The organism is Mycobacterium sp. NGS15 (assembly GCF_059813245.1).
In genome coordinates this window covers 298,278-318,080 of record NZ_JCALEF010000006.1, presented here as the reverse complement: position 1 = coordinate 318,080, position 19,803 = coordinate 298,278, and the positions used below count along the sequence as shown (strand labels likewise).

Sequence of the window (19,803 nt, the reverse complement as noted above, 5' to 3'; positions counted from 1 at the left end):
TGGCCGATCTCTCTGGTCCGCTGGCGCGGCGCTCGACCCGGGTCATGCATGTGAGCGTTGAGTGCTGAGCACGGATAGGTAGCGATCGGGTCACATACCCCATGAGGGTATGTGACATCGTGCTAGCCTCGCTACATGCTGACCGGAGCGCGCCGCACCCGTGGCCGTGGTCGGCTCTGGCTTATCGCGGCCATGGTTGCCATGGTCGCGAGTCTGCCGGTCCTGCATTGCGCCTCCGCCGATCACGGCGGCGCCGAGGCGCCACACCATCAGGCAACGCACGCCGCACTCATCGGGCACGGTCCATCGGCCACGCATGCGCACCTCGACAACGCCGCGCATCAGATGGCATGCCAGACCATGGACGGGCTGGTTTCACTGGCCCGGGGTCACAATCCGCTGCGGGTTCTTTTCGTGCTGGCGGCGTTGGTCCTTACCGCCCTGGTGTTTCAGCCCGTGGCTGCCCACCTCGCACGGGGTCCACCGCTGGCCGCCGGCTATCACGGGGCCCGAACGGGCCGCGACATTCTCACTAATCTCTGCGTCATTCGGCGCTGATCGGCGCCTCGGGCAAAGCGGAGTCCCGCCATGCCCACATGCCGTCATCAGCTTCGTGGCCGTATCGTGCGGCCCCTCACGCAGGGATTCTCCATGAACAACAGCATCGCTCTGTCATCTCGTCGTAGCTGCACTCACTTGGGACCGAAGTTCCACGATCCCAACACTTTGGTCGGCAACACCCCGGTGTTGTGGGTATCGGAGCCATTCGCGACACCGGGCACCGGCTTTTGGGCCAAACTCGAAGGACACAACCCCAACGGCATGAAGGACCGGCCCGCGCTACACATGATCGAGCAGGCCAGGGCGCGCGGGGATCTCAAGCCCGGCGCCATGATCGTCGAATCGACCAGCGGAACGCTGGGGTTGGGGCTGGCCCTGGCCGGAATCATCTACCGTCACCCGGTCACCCTCGTCACCGATCCGGGCCTGGAGCCCATTGTGAGCAGCATGCTGACGGCATACGGTGCGCGGGTGGTCACCGTGACCGAGCCGCATCCGGTCGGGGGCTGGCAGCAGGCACGCAAGGATCGCGTCGCTGAAATACTTGCCGCCGAATCGGATTCATGGTGCCCCGACCAGTATCAGAACCCCGACAATGTGGACGCCTACCGCGGGCTCGCGGAGGAACTGATCGACCAGCTCGGCACCGTGGACGCCCTGGTCTGCTCGGTGGGAACCGGTGGACATTCCTCGGGCGTGGGACGTGTGCTGCGGGAACACAATCCGAATCTGCGGTTGGTCGGTGTCGACACCATCGGCTCCACGATCTTCGGGCAGCCCGCCAGCTCGCGGCTGATGCGCGGCCTCGGGTCGAGCATCTATCCGGGCAATGTCGACTACCCGGCATTCGACGAAGCCCATTGGGTCGCGCCGAATGAGGCTGTCTGGGCGGCCCGAACCCTGGCGTCGACCTACCATGCCAGCGGCGGATGGAGCGTCGGGGCGGTGGCATTGGTCGCAGGGTGGGTGGCGCGGACATCGGCGCCCGGATCGCGCGTCGCCGCCATCTTCCCCGACGGCCCGATGCGCTACCACGGCACAATCTACGATGACGATTACTGCCGTGAGCACGATCTGTTGGATCGCCCACCGGCGCAGGATCCCGATGTGATCGACGATCCGTCGGATCGGGTGGTAGACCGATGGACAAGGCTGACCCATGTGATCGATCCGATAGGGAGGAAGGCGTGATCCAAACCTTCCGCCAGTTCCGGTCTTTCGATCGTCCCAGCCAGATCCTGATGGTGAACCAATTCGCCATCAACGTCGGCTTCTACATGCTGATGCCCTACCTCGCCGGATACCTTGCCGGGCCGCTGGGTTTGGCGGCGTGGATGGTGGGTCTAGTGCTGGGTGTCCGAAACTTCTCTCAGCAGGGCATGTTTCTGGTCGGCGGCACTCTGGCCGACAGGTTCGGATACAAGCCACTGATCGTGGCCGGATGTCTCTTGCGCGTCGCCGGATTCCTGATGTTGGCCTTTGTCGGCTCGCTGCCGGCGATATTGATCGCCTCGGCGGCAACGGGTTTCGCGGGCGCACTCTTCAATCCCGCAGTGCGCGCATACCTGGCGGCGGACTCTGGGGAGCGCCGGGTGGAGGCGTTCGCGGTCTTCAACGTCTTCTACCAGGCGGGAATCCTCTTCGGGCCGATCATCGGTCTGGCGTTGACAGCCTGGGATTTCAGGATCACCTGCGCCGTCGCCGCAGCGGTTTTCGCGGTCCTGACGGTGATCCAATTGATGGCCCTGCCACCGAACCGCGCCGAGCAGGACGTGGATCGGCAGCCCGTGCTGGCCGACTGGCGCTCGGTGGTGTCCAACAAGGCCTTCCTGTTGTTCTCCGGCGCCATGATCGGTTCGTACGTGCTGACGTTCCAGGTGTACCTGGCGTTGCCGTTCCAGGCGGCACTGCTGACCAGCGACAAGAAATCCGAAACGGTCTTGGTGACAAGCATCTTCGTGGTCTCCGGGCTGGTGGCGATCGCCGGCCAGGTGCGGCTCACGGGCTGGTTGTCCGCACGGTTCGGCCCTAGTCGCAGCTTGGTGCTCGGGATGCTGGTCATTGCGGCGGCCTTTGTGCCGCTGATGCTGCTCCCCACAGGGGCGGCGGCCGGATCAGTCCCGGCGATCGTTGCGCTGCTGCTGGCGGCGGCCCTGCTGGCCGTGGGCACCATCGCGACCTTCCCGTTCGAGATGGACACCGTGGTCAGGTTGGCGCGTAACCGGTTGGTTGCCACTCATTACGGGCTGTACAACACGATCGTCGGTGTCGGCATTCTGGCCGGGAATCTCCTGACCGGCTCGATATTCGGGTACACCCAGCAGCACGGTAAGCCCGCCTTGCTGTGGGTATCGCTCACCGGTATTGGACTCGTGTGTGCCGCGGCATTGTTCGCGTTGCGGCGGGCGGGACTGCTCGACCGGGGCAGGGAAGTGGCGCCGGCTGCCTGTGCCTGAGTAGTTTGTGGAGGCCATGACCTCCCCTGCCAAAGCCATCAACCTCGTCAACCTCGAGAGCGTCTCGAAGTCATACGGCGTCAAGCCGTTGCTCTCGAACGTGAGTCTCGGGGTGCAGGCGGGAGACCGCATCGGAGTGGTGGGCCTCAACGGCGGCGGCAAGACCACGCTGCTGGAGGTGCTTGCGGGTGTCGAGCCGGCGGATCAGGGCAGAGTGAGCCGGACCGGGGACCTGCGCCAAGCCGTCGTCACTCAGCGGGAGGACCTTGTCGGCGACACCGTGTTCGATGTCGTGATCGCGCCGCTGGGCGTCGCCGAACACGAATGGGCCGGGGATGCCCGGATCCGTTCGATTCTCGACGGGCTCGGCGTGGCGGCCCTCGGCCTCGACAGACGGGTGGACCAGCTGTCCGGAGGCCAGCGGCGCCGGGTGGGGCTCGCCGCCGCCCTCGTTCGCGATCTGGATCTGCTGATTCTGGACGAGCCGACGAACCACCTAGATGTCGAAGGCGTGCAATGGCTCGCCGAGCACCTTCTTGCGCGGCGCACCGCGCTGGTGGTCGTGACGCACGATCGGTGGTTCCTGGACACCGTGGCCACCCGCACGTGGGAGGTCGTCGACGGCAGCGTCGAATCGTACGAAGGCGGATACGCGGACTGGACGTTCGCGCGTGCCGAACGCGGGCGCCAGGCCGACGCCGCCGAGGCACGTCGCCGCAATCTTGCGCGCAAGGAGCTGGCCTGGTTGCGCCGCGGCCCCCCCGCGCGTACGTCCAAGCCCCGATACCGGATCGAGGCAGCCGAAGCCTTGATCGCGGACGTGCCACCCCCACGAGACTCAGTGGCGCTCAGTGCATTTGCGCGCCGACGCTTGGGAAGAATCGTCATCGAGCTTGAGGACGCGACGGTGACGACACCCACCGGTGAGGAGCTGGTGCGTGATCTGACCTGGCGCCTGGCCCCAGGCGAGCGCATCGGCCTGGTGGGGGTCAACGGATCCGGGAAGACGACCCTGTTGCGCGTGCTTGCCGGCGCGGTGCCCTTGGCGGCCGGGCATCGCAAGGAAGGCAAGACGGTCAGCATCGGCTGGCTGCGCCAGGAACTCGACGACCTGCCGGGCGACATCCGCGTGCTCGATGCGATCGAGTCGATCGCCCTGCGGATTACGCTGGGCGACAAGGAAATGTCAGCTTCCCAGGTCGCCGAGATGCTCGGGTTCAGCCCGGCGCGTCAGCGCACCCCCGTCGGCGATCTCTCCGGTGGCGAGCGTCGCCGACTGCAGCTGACTCGTGTGCTGATGGCGGAGCCGAATGTGCTTCTTCTCGACGAGCCCACCAACGACCTGGACATCGAAACCCTGCAGCAGGTGGAGGATCTGCTGGACGGCTGGGCGGGCACCCTGGTCGTGGTCAGCCACGACCGGTATCTCATCGAGCGGGTCTGTGATTCGACGTGGGCGCTACTCGGTGACGGCAAGCTGACCAACCTGCCCGGAGGCATCGAGGAATACCTGCGTCGGCATACCCCATTGGCTGCCGCTCCTGTGAAAGTCATATCGGATCGCGGCCGCGATGGCGCGGCATTGCGGAACGCACAGAAGGAGCTCGGCCGGCTCGAGCGGTCCGTTGCCAAGCTGGATGCACGCGAGGCCGTCCTGCACGAGAAGCTTGCCGAACATGCCACCGATGCGGACCGGGTGGCGACGCTGACCGCCGAGCTCAACGCCGTCGTCGCCGAGAAGGATGCGGCCGAGGTGCAGTGGATGGAGCTCGCCGAAGAGCTTGAGTAGTCATCCGAGCCGGATGGCCAGGTGCCGTCCGTACTCCACGTATCCAAGCCGTCGTGCGATGGCCAGAGACCGGAGATTGGTCTCCTGGGCCCGGTAGCGGGCGATGCCATGCCGGTTGACAGCGAAGGCGGTCGCCGCTGCGGCCAATCGGGTTCCCCAGCCACGCCCACGGGCTCCGTCGTAGGTGAGCACTCCGACGTCGGTGGCGCGGCCATCCCACATCGTTAGGTTGGCGGCGCCAACCAGCCGACCCCGGGTAAAGGCGCCGAACAGTTCTTGGGTTTCGTGGTCGAATCCGCTTTCCGTCCAGTCCCCGGCTGAGCACTCCGCCCGCAGCTCTGCGAGGGCACCGGCGTCCTTGGTGTCAAGATGCCGCACATCCGGATGCGTGGTCAGTCGGGTCGTCTCGGTGAGGTAGTTGTGCACGTTCGGCCCCAGCACCTCGGCGTGCGGCAGCTGTTCCTCCCAGAAAGCCCGGGTAAGGAGAGTTTCAGGGGGATGGGCAGCAACGATCCGGCGTGTGTTCGACACCATTGGGCCTGGTACACAGATGCGCGCACACGCGGGAGTGCCGACCGCCAACACGCCATTCCAGTCGTCATTGCTCTCGATGACGTGGACACCGGGTTCGGCGCCAACTCCGAACACCCGCACCCAGTAGTCCTCGATGAGTGCGAACATCAACGCCTTAATAAAAAAGCGAGGGCAGTCAAAAATGACTGCCCTCGCCCAGAAGTGGATGGATGAGTGAGAAACATCCGGGACTGAGCCCGGCATGCGATGCGCTAGGCGCCTCGCCGATGCGTCCCCCTATGGGGTTCGCCTACCTGCCGTTATACGGCTAGCGGGAACCACTCATCGGTCTGCTCCGAGTTGTCGCCCTCAACCAGCATCTCGCCGCTGTAGATGGCTTCGAAGTCGATCTCGATGACCGTGGCACCGAATTCCTCGTTCGTCATGTACTGAACAGTAGGGGTCACTATTAAGAAATCATTGAGTCACGAATCGGAAAAGTCTGGCAATTTTCGCTATACGCATCGGCCCAGGTCATGGACCATGAGCGGCCTTGCTGAACTCTTAAGAAAGCGGATTTGTGCCCTTGACGAGCACCCAGGCCGCGATCGCGCCCCCAATTCCGGCTATGACCAGCACCGATGAGGCAGCTGCGGGCCACTCGTCGCGGCCAAACCGCCCGTCCACAGAGATGCGTCCCGGACCAATCAGCAGCACGGCCAGGGCGGCCGCGCCGAGCACCAGGGGGAATTGCAGCGCCAGGCCGGATGGAAAGAGGTCGTTTCGCACCGAATAGATCTGGACTGCGGCATAGAGCATCGACCCCAGCACCGCGGAGGCGCCGAAGGGAGTGAGGAGTCCGGCGACCAGCATGGCGCCGCCGATGCTGTAGGTACCCGCGAGCACCCGTGCCGGCAGATCAGGCTGCGTCTCGACAGGCAATGAGCCGAGTTGCAGGAACTGGCCGGAGGCGAGCACGATGTTCAACCCGTTCCAGCACAGCGTCACCCCCACCGCGACACGCAGGACCAAGAGTCCAATATCGTTGCGGGTCAACGGATCGCTGTACTTACTGGCGCTCGGCACGGCGGAAGTCTATGGCATGCGCGCTATGGTGAACCCGCTATGGCGGCGGTCACTTCCCGGTATGACGACGGCAATAACATCCCTGGCATACCGTCCGTGCGAGTCGCACACGCCGACCTGACAGCGATTACCGCGCTGACGGCCCTCGTGTTCGGGTGGGCGAGCAGTGGATACGGCTACTTCTTCGACGAGGCGTACTTCGTTGTCGCGGGACGCGACCACTTGTCCTGGGGATACTTCGACCAGCCCCCGCTGGTGCCGTTCATCGCGGGCATGGCCGACAACATCGCGCCCGGCTCGTTATGGGTGCTGCGCCTAGCCGCGACTGCGGCGGTCGCGATCGGGACGTTGATGTGCGGGTTGATCGCCGCTGAGCTCGGCGGGGGCCGCCTAACGCAATCCTTGTCCGCCATCGCATATGCCACCGCGATGTTCCAGATCCTGGCCCACTGGCTGCAGACGCCGGCGATCGACCCGGCGCTCTGGGCGGTGGTGTGCTGGCTGCTGGTGCGCTGGACCCGCGGCCTGCGGGAGCGATTGCCCGACGATCGGCTGCTGTTGTGGGCGGGAATCGTCACCGCGGTCAGCATGCAGGTCAAGTTCCTCATCCCCGCGCTATGGCTTGCGGTGCTGCTGTGCGCGGCGGTTCTCGGGCCGCGTGCGCTGCTGCGCCGTCGGCAGTTGTGGATCGGGGCGGCCGTTGCCGTCGCGGCCACCGTCCCGACCCTCATCTGGCAGGCCACCCACGGGTGGCCGTACCTCCGGATGGCCGGGATCGTGGCAGCGGAGTCCGAACGCGGGATAGCGCTCGCGGCGGGCATGTTCGTTGGTTCCGTCTTCATTGGCCTGGTGCTGCTGCTGGCCGGAATCGTGGCGCTCGTGATGGTGCCGTCGTCGCGCCCCTACCGGTACCTGGGTGCTGCCGCGGTGTTGGTGGGGGCATTTATGTTCGCCTCCCATGGACGTGCCCACTACGCCATGGGCCTCTACGCGTTGCTGATAGCCGCGGGTGCGGTGGGGCTTTCCCGCTGGCGCCCGTCCCGGCCCGCGGTGCGGCGCGTGATCTACGGATTCATCGGGTTCCTCGCGGCCGTATCGGTGATCATGGCGATCGTCCGGCTGCCCATCGTGTCCGAACCGGCCGCGGCGCGCTGGTTTTCCTGGGCGGGCGCCATGGGGCCCACGATGCTCGCCGAAGGTGATCACTCCACCGAGAGTCTGCGCCAGGTGGCCCGGGATACCTACGATTCGATGCCGTCGGGCGTGCGCGGCCGCACGGCTCTGGTGCTGCAGATCTACCCCATGGCCGCCGCCTATGACGTGGAGGCGGGACGCGAGGGACGCTCCCGTGCCTACAGCTTCCACCGCGGGTACTACTACTTCGGGGCACCGCCGGAATCCATGACGGACATGATGTACATCGGTGTCGACGATCCGGATCCTAAACTTGCCCAAGGCTTCCTGGGGGTGCAGCGGATCGAACTGTTGCACGCTCCCGGCGAGGACGAGGCACATGTGTATCGCTACTACGGCAGAATTGCGCCGTGGCAACAGCTGTGGGACAACTGGCGCACCTACAAGTAGGCGTCGTATGACGATGTTCAATGGTCTTCGCGCGAGCGGCTCATCCGTCGAACAGATGGCGCCCCGCGACGCCCAGATGTACTGGATGTCGACGAGAATTCCGAACGATCAGTTCCTGCTGTTCTGCTTCGACTCGCCGACGGTGGATGTCGCCGCCGTGCGGGAGACAATCGCCGAGCGTGCGACCCACATTGCGGACCTGCGCGTGCGGGCTGTCGACGTCGCCGGACACCTCGACTACCCGTACTGGGCGCCGCGCGATGAATCCCAGGTGCCCTTGACCGTGCACACGCTGCCGCAGCCGGGCTGGCCGCATTGCCGATCCGCGATCGCCGCGCTGCTCACGAGTACCGTCGACATCCGCCAAAGCCCTTGGCATCTCCATCTTTTCCCTGAGGTACACGGCGCGCCGCAGGTACCGGGCCGGGCGCTCGTCGCGGTACTGCAGGTATCGCACGCGTTGGCCGATGGCCGACGGGCCACTGCGGCCGCGCGTGCATTGTTCGGCGATGCGGTGGCGGTGGGCGGCACGTTACCGGACGTGCCCGGTTATGCCGCGCTGCGCGGGATAGCCGGATTTCCGGTGAAGTTGGCTCGGCTGCTGAGTGCGAGCCGCGCTGGGTACCTGGCCTATCGTCAGCAGCAAGAGCTCGTCGAGGCGGGCGAGTTGGAGCCCGAACCGCAAGGTTTCCCGCTGATTTCGCTTAATGCCCGGCCCGATGAGCGCCGGGAGATCCGGATGATCGTGCGGCCGCGCGACGAACTTCGCACCGAGAACGTCAGTGTGACCGTTGCCGTCCTGACGGCGATCGGTACGGCGCTGCCGCAGTATCTGCGCGATCACGGTCAGTGGGTTCCGGACAGGCTGGGCGCAGAGGTGACGGTTGCCGATTCCGGGGAATCTCTGGCACGCAATAACTTCCGCAATGTCGGAGTCGATCTGTGTTGGGGCGAGCCGGAGGTAGGCACCCGTGCCCGGCGGATCGCGGAGGGGATCGACAGCAGGCGCCGTCGTGCCGCCCATCCGGTGCTGGCCGCGCAACGCGCCGGTGGTGCGGCCCTGCCCGCGCCGATGATGTGGGTGGGTATTAACGCTTTCAATACCGATCTCATGCCGCCCACTGTGGCGGGCAACACCGTAGTGTCGAGCGTGGTTCGTGGCGCGGGCGATCTGACCCTTGCCGGTGGGCGGGTGGTGTTCACGGCCGGGTTCCCGGCGCTGTCGCCGGTGATGGGCCTGACCCATGGGGTGCACGGGATCGGCGACACCGTGACGGTGAGCGTGCACACCAGTGCCGCGGTGATGCCCGATGCCGATCACTATGAGGGCCTGCTGGCCGCTGCACTCACCGAGGTATCCCGCCGATTGCGATGAGTTTTCTCGTCTGCACCGGTCGATACTGATATGCCGACGATTACCCCCTGTCTCTGGTTTGACACCCGCGCCGAAGAGGCCGCCAACTTCTATGTGTCCGTGTTTCCGAACTCCCGGATTCTCGAGGTCACCCATTACGGGCCGAACACGCCCATGCCGGAGGGCACGGTGCTCACCGTCGAGTTCGAGCTCGACGGACAGCGGTACACCGCCCTCAACGGCGGACCCCAATTCACCTTCGACGAGGCGATCTCCTTTCAGATCGACTGCACATCGCAAGAGGAAGTCGACCGCTACTGGGAGGCGCTGACCGCGGACGGGGGAGAGGAATCCCAATGCGGTTGGCTCAAAGACAAGTTCGGAGTTTCCTGGCAGGTGGTTCCGCGTGAGCTGATCGACCTGATTTTCCACTCCGATCCCGTGACCGGTAACGCGGCGATGCAGGCCATGATGGGCATGCGCAAGCTCGATCTGGCGGTCGCCCGAGAGGCGGTGGCCGCGGCGCAAGCTGGCTCTTAGTCGTCGTCTCCGAAGTCGACGTTCCAGCCCATGGACTTGTAGCGGCGTTTCTCCGACTCGCGGCGCTGCTTTTCAGCGCGTTCATGTTCGGTCCAGTCGCCGATGACGCCGGGGGATGCCTTGGGTAGATCGCCGAAGAGCTCGTTGCCGTTGTCCCAGTTGATGAGGAATTCCGGAGTCTGGTGTTCGTCGTCGTCTTCGCCCTTGCCACCGCGGCCGTGGGCGCCACCCATGGGTGCCATGCCCATGCCGCCCATGCCCATTGCGCCACCACGGACTCCGGCGCCGCCGATGCCGGCGGCGTTGGTTCCGGCGCCGCCCGGTCCGGGAACGCCCGAGCCGCCGCGCAATGCTCCTGGTCCGCTGAGGGTTCCGGTACCTGAGCCCGAGCCTGAGGGGGAGCCGAAGCCTGCTGCGGTCGTGTTGCCGGGCGCCAGGCCGGAGCCGTCCTTGCCCAGGCCGCCCGCGAGGCCGCTGAGTGCATTGCTGAGTCCGCTACCCGAACCACCGGAGCCGCTTTGGGGGCTACCACCACCCGAGCCGCTACCGCTGCCGCCACCTGCGCCTTGGCCTTGTCCGCCTTGGTTACCCGCGCCGTCGCTGAAGGCCGGCTTGGTGTTCTTGTCGGCGAGGCCGTTGGCCGGATTGTTTGCGCCGCCTGAGTTCTGGCCACCGCCTGAGCCGCCGCCGTTCTGGCCGCCGCCACTCGTGCCGGTGTTGTTGCCCGATTCGGTGCCGTTACTGGGCTGCTGAAGCGTGATGTTGCCGGGGTTGTTGCCCTGCGGTGGCCGCACGTCGGTGACATTGTCGCCTTCGCGCACGACTGGCTCGCTGAACAAACCGACCATCTGTAGGCGCGCGAAGAACTGCTCCTGGTTCTTCAGCTGTTGTATGTCGGCATCCGAGGATCCAGACTTCTTTTTCTGTGCGACCTCGGCATCGGACATCGGCGGCTCGATACTCGACTTGGCGGCGCTCATCGCGTCGGCAAGCGGTGGCATCCTGTCGGCCACGTGCCGGATGCTGATGATGCCTCGTTCTGAGGCTCGGAAATACTCGGACATGTTGGTCTGCAAGGATTTCGCGGCCGCGCCGCGCCAGTCTTCGACCAGCATGCCTTGCACCTTGCCGCCGAGCGTGTGCATGATGTCGCCCAGCTGCTCGGCGATGTTGTTGATCGATTCCTGGGCGGCATGCGGGCTGCCAGTCTGGAATGCCTGGGCGGCGTTGTAGATCGACTGGTGGTCGTGGCCTTCCCAGTGTTCCTTCTGGATCTGCTTCTTCCCCATGTCTTCTCCTCCTGAAAACTTATTGGCTCTAAGGGATTTTCGGCTCGATCTGCTTCATGATCTGCAGAGCCAACGGGCATTGGTCGTAATGCTGCTCGGTCAAGTCCAGATTCAGGTCGACTTGAACGGCGGCGATTGCTTGTTGCGACTGGATGCCGACAGAGCAGCCAATCCAGTTCTTATCGTGAAGTAGCCAGCCGGCGCGTGAACCGATCTGCACACGTTCTTGGCGATCGAATCGGCCGTTAGGTTGCTCCAGTTGCGTCAGTGAGCCGTCTACTGCGTAGATCTTGATACCCCACTTAGGTCCGTTCCAGATACAGCCGCGAACACGCTGGCCAAACGCCGTGGTGTGCGCGTCGCGCTTATCAGGCTTGACTTCCCACGTCGCAATATCAGCGTCGGTAATGGCCGTACATGGATCGAAGGTTGTCCCCTTTACGGGGTCGCTATCGGTACTTGTCGTTGACGGAGTCACGCTGTTGGACGACGAAGGTGAACTGGAGGAGGTTGATGCCGACCCTGCTGTGGGCGCTCCCTGGATTCCGTTATGAGTACACCCGGCGGCGAGTGCCGTCGAAAGGGCGACAACGGCGATCCATTTCGTCTTCATTGGTTCGAGTCTTCCTGACCTGTCAGCTGGTGGTGGGCGGCGGGTAGACGCCCAAGCCGTTGCTGTCGATGGTGTCTCCCCTGAGCTGCTCGAATGATTCGGCGTTTCGGTGCTCGGTGTTGTCATACTCGTTCTGAGCGACCTTGGCCCACTCTGCCCACGTCTTGACAGTCTTGATATGCGCGGCGATGACAGCAGCAACGGAATCTGAGTCGGCCGTCACCAACTCGTTGAGTGCCGTGTTCCAGGAGGAACCTTCAGCACAGGAACCCATACCGACGTCGAAGGCAAACGAGTTCGCGTCTTGACGGAGCTCCTCCAGCTTGTCGACTGCTGCGCTGAACTCCTGTGACACCTTCGTCGCGGCTCCGGGTGCTAGATGCAGCTCGTTCATATCGAGCCCTGATTCTCCGGGCATGGACGCTCCCCTCGCTGGTCAAGCAGACATGTTTGTCCTACATATAGCTCTGACGCCGGATGAGCCGGTTTGGTTCCATGTTTTTTGGGTGAGGACGAACTGGGGACGTCAGGTGCCTGCCGCACGCCAGCCAGGTTCGGCGGGCAGAGTCGGGAAGTCGCTCCGAGGGTGCTCGCCGACAGTGATGAAGTCGCCAGATCTTACGAGGGGGTCAGGGGCCTTCTCGCCGCAAGCATTGAGAGTCAGGCGAAAGTCATCCAGGGGCCAGTCCGAGCGCTGATCCATCCATGTCGCGATGCCCGGGCTGTCTGCCGTGCGTATTTTCCAACCGCCGAATACGTCGGTCGAGGGATTGGGTGAGCCCCCGTGTTGAGACGTTTTCGTGGGGTCCGGTTCGGACGGTGGCGGTGGGGTGACGGTGATTCGGAGAGCCAGCGTGCCGACACCAGCCCGTGTCGACCACTGTGAATTCGAGGGAAGTCGGTTCGGGTAGCGGTATTGACCGTTGGGTAATTGCACTCCGGTGTCGATATCCCAGACACACACTTTTGCGGTGTAACCCAAGGTTGGGTCGCCAGTGATGGACAGTATGTGTTCGCGCCAGGTGCCGACGATCGGAGTGGTGGTCTGGAACCCGCGACTCTCTAGCTGTGAATCGCCGGTCACGAGCGGACGGATGAGCGGACTGACCCCCGGGCCGTTCAGCGGGACGGCGTGTTCGAAGCCGGGGTAGTAATACGCGGGGTTTGCCATAAGTCCGCCGATTACGTAAGACTCGCGGTAGGCCCGGACGATAACGGCGGGGCCTGTGAGTAGATCGACGTCTGGCTCGGTGGACCACCGAATTCGCAGCTCTTTGGTCAGCCCGGTAAACGGGATTAGCGGCTGGTCAGTGGGTGTGCACCCTGCCGACGTCAACGTAATCGTTGCCAGCAAGCTGATCAGTGCCTGGGCGTCAGCGCGCATCCTCAGTAGGCGTTTCATCGGGTTGTCTTCACAGCGTTGTTATAGGCATCGACCAGCGGCTCGGCGGAGCCCGCATCTCCGGGTACCCGGCGAAGGGCTTCGTTGACCATGGTGTGATATCTGTCTGAAGTGAGGTGCTCGTAGACGGGGCGGCCATCCGGATGTTGCATCTGTCGCAATTCTTCCAAGCTCCCTACTTGCAAGGCGCCCGGGTGCCCAGGTACTGGCACAAGCATATTTGGGGGGAACTGGTCGGGTTGTAGCACTCCGGTGGCGACGTAGGCGTTCAGGAGTTGCTGCTGAGCCTTTGCCGGATTCATGTCTGGAACAGTGGTGTTGAGGAGCTGAGTGGGGTCGGGGGCCGATCCGATGATGCTCTCCTTGAGTGTGTCGGACATGATCCCAAAAGGAGTTGTTGCGTAGTCCGGTATGGGCAAGACCTTCGTAATTGAGCCGTACGCCGCTTCCTTAAGTTTCTGCAGGTCTTTGGCGTATTGCTCCTTGGAAACGGCTTGGGCGTTGTGTTGTGCATCGTTGCCTGCGGCTAGTCCGGCGTCCGCCAGGCCACGGAATCTGCCCGCCTGGTCCAGATCGCCGACCGGGCCGGTGCCGAATTGCTTCACGGTTTCGGCGTAGTGATTCGTCGCCATGATCGAATCCCCATACAACGCGCTACCCAGCGTGGTGGCCGCGTCTGCATTGGTATCAAGCACTCTGAAAAGTGCCTTGGCTTGAGGCATAGAGCCATTGCCAATGGCGTCGTCGGTATCCAACGCTTTATCGAATCCGGGGGTGGTCCCGAATATTGCGGGATCTCCGCCTCCAATGATGGCTGTGTATGGCGCCAAGCCCCACGCCATGCCTTTCACTAGCTCGGGGCTGAGTTCGCCGAGCGTTTTCGTCCCCTTTCCAAGGCCTTGGTTGTCGTTGGCTGGCAATGAATTTAACTCTTTATGGTCGGCGATGTAGCTTGCGTACGCGCGAGCCGTCTCACCGGACATTTGTGCTTGTTCCGAGGACACCCCCGGTCCCACATGTGCCGAGCCGTGGGTCCAGCTCATCAAGCCGCCCGCCGCTTTGCCGCCATCAGGGAACTGATGATGCATCAGATCGCCCAAGAACTGATCGTTACGCTTGCCATCAGGGCTGACCATCATGTTGTGGTCGACGATGTGGTCTCGGCCAGCTGCCGAGAAGATGTTCTGAATCGTCGAATCCGCAGCGCCTTCGTGGCTGTCGTGATTTTCGTTCTCGAAATGCAAGATATCGGCGCCGCGCTGCATGAGCTTCTGATCCAGCTCGGTGCCGTGCTGGAAACCGGCATCGCCGTCTTTGATGACGTCCGACAGCCTGTCTAGATTGCCCAGGGTCGACCCGTCGGTCACGGGTGCGGTTCCTTGCCCAGGTCCCTGCGATACATAGCTGAACCCAGGGGACTTGTCGTTCAACGCGTTCTGTACCGAGGCGGGCAGCTTGTCATACCCGCCTGTCGTGAGCTCGGTGGTGGAACCCTGTGCGCCGGGACGTAATTCGGTCTTCGCGTAGCCGTACTGATTCGAACCCATCATCTGCAGCGCGTTACCGATAATGCTCTTGTTGTTGCCCAAGCGTCGCTCGGCCCGGTGAATGTCTTCCACCGACATACCGTTCATCTGTGCCTGCAGTTGACCCAACACCTGTTGCTGCGAACGCGTCAACTGCACCGGCCGGCCCGCATCGCGGTCCGCGATCTGCTCCGGGCTAAGGATCGATGCCGCCTGGACGCGCGTCTTCTGTTCTTCCGTAGCGGTACCGGCGAGAACGTCGTGGACGTCGCGTTCGGCTTGTTCAGGAGTTCCCTCGGCGATCTGTTTCTCCGCCATGGTGTGGCCGCCAGTGCCCTCGTCGAGCACACGAGCCAACGAGTCGTCCAACATTTCGCCGCGCGCTACGAGGCCCGTCACCCGCTGGTGAAGTTCCTTCAGTTTGTCGATGACCTTCTGTAATTGGTCTTTGTTCAAACCAGTGATATCTGGCGGCGTCACCGTGTTCGTCTTGGGATAGATGTCCACCTTCGGGGGCGCGGCAGCGTATGCCAAGAAGGAGGCGATGTCGTCGGCCAGAGCTTGCGACTCTCCATAGGCCTTGTTGGCATGCATCGCCACATACATCGCCTCAAACCCGGCGGTCTCGAAGCGGGAGGCCGAGCGCTTCATCGCATCCCTGGCGGCGTCGCCGGCATCACCCTTCCAGGTCGACATGTCGATGATGGCCTGCACCTTGTCCGCTGCCTGCTGGCTGGCATCACCCCGTTTAGACGCGGCATCCGCGAGTGCCTTGATCTGAGGCGGCCAGTGCTGCAGTTCATCGAGCGTCATCCCCATATTCGTTCCCCCTTTAGACCGCGCTGCCGGGTCCGGCTTGCTCGATACCCGCACGATTGAGCTCATCCCGGTTCACGAATATGGCCGCCGACGCTTTGTGGTTCTCGCCGTGACTAGTGAGCTCTGCGTGATGGTCTGCGCTTTCCTTCTCCCACTCGGAAATCCGGTTACCCAACGCATTGGCGGCACGCCCCGATCCGAAACCGGCCTGCGCATCGGTCAATGCGCGATGGGCGGCGTCGTGTGCGTCCTTCAGGTCGGAAGCGTGCGTGTGGAGTTGGTCTCCATGAATTTGCAGTTCGGCCGGGTCCACATGCAAGTGGCCACCCGATGAACCCGAAACGCTCGCCATGTCTGACTCTCCTCGTCCGTACGGGCGTGCATGCCCCTATATAAAGATCGGACGGGGTGGGCCCTCGTTTGGTTCCATGTTTTTTCTGGGAATCGCGGGCTGGCGGGGTGCCTCGTATAACCCCTCTCCGAGTGCATACCGCACGCCGCTGATTACGCCGCTTCACCTGCGTGCGGTGTGCGCTCGGCGGGGACATTCCCACCCTTGACCCGTCTAACTTATCGCTGATAACTTAACGCCGTTATCCTCTGGTGGAAGGCGTTGCAATGCTGGAACGTTTGGCTCGATCGGTGATCGCGGCACCCCGCGTCGTACTCGGCGCGGCGCTGCTCATCGCCATCGCGGCCGCCATCTTCGGGGTCCCGGTGACCAAGCATCTCGCCGCAGGCGGGCAGCAGGACCCGAACTCCGAGTCCGCGCATGTGACGCGAGTTCTCACCGACAAGTTCGACATCAGCGACCAGTCCCTGGTCTTCATGCTTACCAGCGATCAGGGAGTCAAGAGCCCGCAGATGCGCGCCGTCGCAGCCGATCTGGAGCGCCAACTCAAAGACTCGGGTGAGGTGCTTAACCTGACCTCGGCGTGGACGGCTCCGCCGCAGGTCGCCGACGATCTCTTTGGCACCGACGGCACGTCGGGCTTGATCGTCGCCGGGCTGACCGGGGGCGAGAACGACGCTCAGAAACACGCGGCGGTTCTCATCAAGTCGCTCGCCGTCGACCGCGACGGGGTCTCGGTCAAGGCCGGGGGCGTGGCCACGCTCTACAACCAGATCGTCACGCAGTCCGAGAAGGACCTGCTGGTCATGGAATCGATCGCGATTCCGATCAGTTTCGTGGTGTTGGTCTGGATCTTCGGCGGTCTCTACGCGGCCTTGCTGCCCCTGGTCGTCGGGGTGTTCTCGATCGTCGGAGCGATGTCCATCCTGCGCGGCCTGACGTATGTCACCGACGTGTCGGTGTTCGCGCTGAACCTCGCTGTCGCCATGGGATTGGCACTCGCCATCGATTACTCGCTGCTGATCATCAGTCGCTATCGCGAAGAGGTGAACGCCGGTAAGCCCCGCGACGAAGCGCTGGTTCTGACCATGACCACCGCGGGCCGCACCGTGCTGTTTTCGGCGCTGACGGTCGCCCTGGCGCTGGTGGCATTGATCCTGTTCCCGATGTACTTCCTCAAATCATTCGGGTACGCGGGTGTTGCGGTGGTGTTCGTCGGTGCCATTGCGGCTCTTGTCATCGTGCCCGCGGTGGTGACGCTGCTCGGCGACCGGATCGATGCCCTGGACGTACGCCGCCTCATTCGCAAGATCCTGGGCAGGCCGGAACCCACGGTCAAGGAGGTCACCGAGACCTTCTGGTACCGAAACACCAAACAGGTTATGGCCCGGGCGATTCCGATCTCCATCGTGATCGTCACGGCATTGGTGGTTCTGGGCCTGCCGTTCCTCAACGGAACGTTCGGGTTCCCGGATGACCGGGTGTTGCCGGCATCGGCCTCAGCGCATCAGGTCGGCAACGAGATGCGCCGAAACTTCAACAACAACAGTTCCACCAATCTGTCCGTCATCGCCGAGGACATCGGTGCGGTGCCGCCGCGGGACATCGACGAGTACGCCACGGACCTCTCGAAGATCGAGGATGTCAAGGAAGTGGCCGCGCCCACCGGTGCGTTCATTCGGGGCATGAAGGTCGGTCCACCGTCGAGCGCAACCGGGATCAAGCAGGGGACAGCACTTTTCACGGTCCAGACCGGTGCCAAGCCCTACACCGCCGCCGCCGAGCGTCAGCTTGACGCCATCCACGCCCTCCCTGGTCCGAGCGATACCACCGTCAAGATCGGTGGGGGAGCTCAACTGGACCGCGACGCCGTCGACGGCATCGTGCACAAGCTACCGTTGGTGCTGGCCATCATCGCGGTCGTCACCTTCGCGCTGCTCTTCCTGCTGACCGGCTCGGTGGTACTGCCGCTGAAGGCTCTCGTCCTCAATGTGCTGTCGCTGACGGCGACCTTCGGCGCGCTGATCTGGATATTCCAGGAAGGGCACCTGGGCGGATTCGGAACCGAGGTCACCGGCACGATTGTGGCCACCATGCCGATGCTGTTGTTCTGTATAGCGTTTGGGCTGTCGATGGACTACGAGGTGTTCCTCATCTCGCGGATCCGTGAGTACTGGATGGCATCCGGACATACGCGCGCCGACAATGACGAGGCCGTGGCCCTCGGGGTGGCCCGCACCGGACGGGTTGTCACCGCGGCGGCGATGATCATGGCCATTGCCTTTGCGGCGCTGATCGCCGCGCAGGTGTCCTTCATGCGCATGTTCGGCACCGGCCTGACCATTGCGATCGTGGTCGACGCCACCATCATCCGGATGCTGCTGGTGCCCTCGTTTATGCGAATGCTCGGACGCTTCAACTGGTGGGCGCCCAAGCCATTGGTCAAGCTCCATGAACGAATCGGATTCAGTGACTAAGCGCCAGCGTTCCTCGCGTGGGGAAGGAGACCATCTGCGCGACGAAATCATCGACGCGGCAATCGGTCTTGTTCTTGAAGCCAAGGAGCTGCGTGCTCCGTCCATCCGCGAGGTGGCGCGCAAGATCGGTGTGACCCCACCGTCGATCTATCTGCACTTCGCCGATAAGGACGAGCTGATGGACGCGGTCTGCGGGCAGTACTACCAACGGCTGGACGACGAGATGGTGACCGCAGCCCTCGATCAGCCGACCGCGCTGGAGCGCCTGCACGCCCAGGGCATGGCCTATGTGCGCTTTGCGGTGGCGACCCCGTTGATGTACCGGCTGGCCACCTCGGCACCGCCCCGTGATGACAGCGAACTGGACGAAACGCTGGTCAGTGCGGCATTCGCGCACTTACACAAGGGTGTTCAGGAACTCGTGGCAGAAGGTTTCTACCCCGACGGCGATACTGTGGCGATGGCGTTGCAACTGTGGTCGGCAGCCCACGGAGTCGCCTCAATGCTCGTCACCAAACCGTACCTGCCGTGGGGCGATGCGGAAGTATTCGCGGACAATGCATTACGCGTCGCCTGCCTAGGGCAGGCCGTCAGCGACATCGATCTGACCGGTGTGCTGCCGCGTCAGAAGTAGAGCCGCACCGAGGTCAACGTGCCCGGCGCCGCCGAATTGTCGGAGAACTCGAAGAGCCCGACACCGCGCTGATTGCCCAGACGCACGGTGGCCGATACCGAAGAGCCCGCGGCCAATAGCTTATCGACGGTCAAAGAACTTGCTGCCGAGGCGAACTCGGCCAGCGATGCGCCGGCGACGCCGTCGAGGGAGAGGGCGGCCTGGGGGGACAGCAGCGTGGTGACCGTCGGGACGTCCCGGGCCGCCAGCGCGGCCGTCAGTTCCTGGACGCGCTGCTTGCCGGTCTCTCGCACTCCCTTGAGTCCGCGCATGAATCCCAGCACGCCATTGAGCCCCTGGTTCTTCAGCAGCTGCGGACCCAGCTTGGCGCTTGCCAGCAGCCCATCGCCACCGGCGCCCAGGAGCTGGCCGATCATGGCACGCAGTTCCCAGTACGCGAACAACCGGTCGATCTTGAGCGATGAGGCCGGTCCGTCCTCCACGATGTCATAGCGCAGATGCATCGGGATGTGCATGGTGACGCCGGTGGACATCGTCGTATGAATGGTCAGATCGCGTAATACCGACATCCCGGCGACCACGTCGTTTTCGACCTCGAACACGATCGTGTTGGGCGCGATGAACGTGTCGTAGAACTTGCTGATCGCGGATTCGCCGATATGTGGCCGCGAACCCACCGGGTCATTGACCTGGCCGTAGGTGGCGAACAGGCCGACCCAGGTGTCCTTGTCGTGTGCACCGACAGCGGCCGGCGACGCCTGAACGGTCGCCAGCAGCTCGTCGGCAAATGGGGCGCTGGACACTGGGC

At 63.7% G+C, this 19,803-nt stretch carries 19 protein-coding genes; 9 read left to right on the top strand and 10 right to left on the bottom strand.

The window, feature by feature from the left end:
* The first annotated feature begins 135 nt into the window (after positions 1 to 135).
* From lpqS to AC5Y5C_RS19115, 4 genes are all read left to right on the top strand, one after another.
* The gene (gene lpqS / locus AC5Y5C_RS19130) at positions 136 to 558 is read left to right on the top strand and encodes a putative copper homeostasis (lipo)protein LpqS (protein WP_499975298.1); all 423 of its coding nucleotides are present in this window, start codon (positions 136 to 138) and stop codon (positions 556 to 558) included.
* A gap of 168 nt (positions 559 to 726) precedes the next feature.
* On the top strand, positions 727 to 1,752 hold the full coding sequence (locus tag AC5Y5C_RS19125) for a PLP-dependent cysteine synthase family protein (RefSeq protein WP_499976070.1): 1,026 nt from the start codon (positions 727 to 729) through the stop codon (positions 1,750 to 1,752).
* Positions 1,704 to 3,017 (top strand): MFS transporter, encoded by a 1,314-nt coding sequence (locus AC5Y5C_RS19120; RefSeq protein ID WP_499975295.1) that lies wholly within the window; start codon positions 1,704 to 1,706, stop codon positions 3,015 to 3,017. Before AC5Y5C_RS19125 ends, AC5Y5C_RS19120 begins: the two co-directional genes overlap by 49 nt.
* Positions 3,018 to 3,024: 7 nt before the next feature.
* Positions 3,025 to 4,806, top strand: a complete 1,782-nt coding sequence (locus AC5Y5C_RS19115; protein WP_499975292.1) for an ABC-F family ATP-binding cassette domain-containing protein — start codon at positions 3,025 to 3,027, stop codon at positions 4,804 to 4,806.
* On the opposite strand, the gene AC5Y5C_RS19110 is transcribed toward AC5Y5C_RS19115, so the two are convergent.
* The 3 genes from AC5Y5C_RS19110 to AC5Y5C_RS19100 form a co-directional block, all read right to left on the bottom strand.
* The gene (locus AC5Y5C_RS19110; RefSeq protein ID WP_499975289.1) at positions 4,807 to 5,487 is read right to left on the bottom strand and encodes a GNAT family N-acetyltransferase; all 681 of its coding nucleotides are present in this window, start codon (positions 5,485 to 5,487) and stop codon (positions 4,807 to 4,809) included. It lies immediately after the preceding gene.
* 152 nt (positions 5,488 to 5,639) lie between these two features.
* Entirely contained in the window at positions 5,640 to 5,765 is a 126-nt protein-coding gene (locus AC5Y5C_RS19105; RefSeq protein WP_044104255.1) for a hypothetical protein, read from the bottom strand.
* 118 nt (positions 5,766 to 5,883) lie between these two features.
* Positions 5,884 to 6,405, bottom strand: a complete 522-nt coding sequence (locus AC5Y5C_RS19100; protein ID WP_499975284.1) for a DoxX family protein — start codon at positions 6,403 to 6,405, stop codon at positions 5,884 to 5,886.
* Positions 6,406 to 6,444: 39 nt separating this feature from the next.
* Here AC5Y5C_RS19100 and AC5Y5C_RS19095 point away from each other — a divergent pair, with 39 nt between their 5' ends.
* Genes AC5Y5C_RS19095 through AC5Y5C_RS19085 form a run of 3 tightly spaced genes read left to right on the top strand, consistent with a single transcriptional unit; the run spans position 6,445 to position 9,883 of the window.
* On the top strand, positions 6,445 to 7,989 hold the full coding sequence (locus AC5Y5C_RS19095) for an ArnT family glycosyltransferase (RefSeq protein WP_499975281.1): 1,545 nt from the start codon (positions 6,445 to 6,447) through the stop codon (positions 7,987 to 7,989).
* 13 nt (positions 7,990 to 8,002) lie between these two features.
* On the top strand, positions 8,003 to 9,364 hold the full coding sequence (locus AC5Y5C_RS19090; protein ID WP_499976068.1) for a wax ester/triacylglycerol synthase domain-containing protein: 1,362 nt from the start codon (positions 8,003 to 8,005) through the stop codon (positions 9,362 to 9,364).
* A 30-nt stretch (positions 9,365 to 9,394) separates the two neighbouring features.
* Positions 9,395 to 9,883: a VOC family protein gene (locus tag AC5Y5C_RS19085; protein WP_499975279.1), complete on the top strand. Its 489-nt coding sequence runs from the start codon at positions 9,395 to 9,397 to the stop codon at positions 9,881 to 9,883.
* Here the strand turns inward: AC5Y5C_RS19085 and AC5Y5C_RS19080 are convergent.
* The 6 genes from AC5Y5C_RS19080 to AC5Y5C_RS19055 form a co-directional block, all read right to left on the bottom strand.
* Positions 9,880 to 11,172: a hypothetical protein gene (locus tag AC5Y5C_RS19080; protein WP_499975275.1), complete on the bottom strand. Its 1,293-nt coding sequence runs from the start codon at positions 11,170 to 11,172 to the stop codon at positions 9,880 to 9,882. The genes AC5Y5C_RS19085 and AC5Y5C_RS19080 overlap by 4 nt on opposite strands.
* Before the next feature lie 28 nt (positions 11,173 to 11,200).
* Positions 11,201 to 11,785, bottom strand: a complete 585-nt coding sequence (locus AC5Y5C_RS19075) for a DUF3558 family protein (protein WP_499975272.1) — start codon at positions 11,783 to 11,785, stop codon at positions 11,201 to 11,203.
* Between the two features lie 22 nt (positions 11,786 to 11,807).
* Positions 11,808 to 12,203, bottom strand: coding sequence for a hypothetical protein (locus AC5Y5C_RS19070; protein WP_499975270.1), 396 nt, complete (start codon positions 12,201 to 12,203; stop codon positions 11,808 to 11,810).
* Positions 12,204 to 12,311: 108 nt separating this feature from the next.
* The gene (locus AC5Y5C_RS19065; RefSeq protein ID WP_499976067.1) at positions 12,312 to 13,169 is read right to left on the bottom strand and encodes a hypothetical protein; all 858 of its coding nucleotides are present in this window, start codon (positions 13,167 to 13,169) and stop codon (positions 12,312 to 12,314) included.
* Positions 13,170 to 13,183: 14 nt separating this feature from the next.
* The gene (locus tag AC5Y5C_RS19060) at positions 13,184 to 15,532 is read right to left on the bottom strand and encodes a TPR repeat domain-containing protein (RefSeq protein ID WP_499975267.1); all 2,349 of its coding nucleotides are present in this window, start codon (positions 15,530 to 15,532) and stop codon (positions 13,184 to 13,186) included.
* Between the two features lie 13 nt (positions 15,533 to 15,545).
* Entirely contained in the window at positions 15,546 to 15,884 is a 339-nt protein-coding gene (locus tag AC5Y5C_RS19055) for a WXG100 family type VII secretion target (protein WP_499975264.1), read from the bottom strand.
* 266 nt (positions 15,885 to 16,150) lie between these two features.
* On the opposite strand from AC5Y5C_RS19055, the gene AC5Y5C_RS19050 reads away from it, so the two are divergent.
* Entirely contained in the window at positions 16,151 to 18,361 is a 2,211-nt protein-coding gene (locus tag AC5Y5C_RS19050; protein ID WP_499975260.1) for an MMPL family transporter, read from the top strand.
* The gene (locus AC5Y5C_RS19045; RefSeq protein WP_499976065.1) at positions 18,354 to 18,995 is read left to right on the top strand and encodes a TetR/AcrR family transcriptional regulator; all 642 of its coding nucleotides are present in this window, start codon (positions 18,354 to 18,356) and stop codon (positions 18,993 to 18,995) included. The genes AC5Y5C_RS19050 and AC5Y5C_RS19045 overlap by 8 nt, the downstream gene beginning before the upstream one ends.
* Here the strand turns inward: AC5Y5C_RS19045 and AC5Y5C_RS19040 are convergent.
* Positions 18,986 to 19,798 carry a nuclear transport factor 2 family protein gene (locus AC5Y5C_RS19040; protein ID WP_499975256.1) on the bottom strand — a complete coding sequence of 271 codons (813 nt, stop codon included), beginning with the start codon at positions 19,796 to 19,798 and terminating at the stop codon, positions 18,986 to 18,988. The two genes, AC5Y5C_RS19045 and AC5Y5C_RS19040, sit on opposite strands and share 10 nt — an antisense overlap.
* Positions 19,799 to 19,803 lie beyond the last annotated feature (5 nt).

What these genes read in the sequence shown, in the direction of transcription:
- lpqS (WP_499975298.1), top strand. Translation starts at nt 136, where the DNA reads ATGCTGACCGGAGCGCGCCGCACCCGTGGCCGTGGTCGGCTCTGGCTT.
- AC5Y5C_RS19120 (WP_499975295.1), top strand. Translation starts at nt 1,704, where the DNA reads ATGGACAAGGCTGACCCATGTGATCGATCCGATAGGGAGGAAGGCGTG.
- AC5Y5C_RS19110 (WP_499975289.1), bottom strand. Translation starts at nt 5,487, where the DNA reads ATGTTCGCACTCATCGAGGACTACTGGGTGCGGGTGTTCGGAGTTGGC.
- AC5Y5C_RS19105 (WP_044104255.1), bottom strand. Translation starts at nt 5,765, where the DNA reads ATGACGAACGAGGAATTCGGTGCCACGGTCATCGAGATCGACTTCGAA.
- AC5Y5C_RS19095 (WP_499975281.1), top strand. Translation starts at nt 6,445, where the DNA reads ATGGCGGCGGTCACTTCCCGGTATGACGACGGCAATAACATCCCTGGC.
- AC5Y5C_RS19090 (WP_499976068.1), top strand. Translation starts at nt 8,003, where the DNA reads ATGTTCAATGGTCTTCGCGCGAGCGGCTCATCCGTCGAACAGATGGCG.
- AC5Y5C_RS19085 (WP_499975279.1), top strand. Translation starts at nt 9,395, where the DNA reads ATGCCGACGATTACCCCCTGTCTCTGGTTTGACACCCGCGCCGAAGAG.
- AC5Y5C_RS19080 (WP_499975275.1), bottom strand. Translation starts at nt 11,172, where the DNA reads ATGGGGAAGAAGCAGATCCAGAAGGAACACTGGGAAGGCCACGACCAC.
- AC5Y5C_RS19075 (WP_499975272.1), bottom strand. Translation starts at nt 11,785, where the DNA reads ATGAAGACGAAATGGATCGCCGTTGTCGCCCTTTCGACGGCACTCGCC.
- AC5Y5C_RS19070 (WP_499975270.1), bottom strand. Translation starts at nt 12,203, where the DNA reads ATGCCCGGAGAATCAGGGCTCGATATGAACGAGCTGCATCTAGCACCC.
- AC5Y5C_RS19065 (WP_499976067.1), bottom strand. Translation starts at nt 13,169, where the DNA reads ATGCGCGCTGACGCCCAGGCACTGATCAGCTTGCTGGCAACGATTACG.
- AC5Y5C_RS19060 (WP_499975267.1), bottom strand. Translation starts at nt 15,532, where the DNA reads ATGGGGATGACGCTCGATGAACTGCAGCACTGGCCGCCTCAGATCAAG.
- AC5Y5C_RS19055 (WP_499975264.1), bottom strand. Translation starts at nt 15,884, where the DNA reads ATGGCGAGCGTTTCGGGTTCATCGGGTGGCCACTTGCATGTGGACCCG.
- AC5Y5C_RS19050 (WP_499975260.1), top strand. Translation starts at nt 16,151, where the DNA reads ATGCTGGAACGTTTGGCTCGATCGGTGATCGCGGCACCCCGCGTCGTA.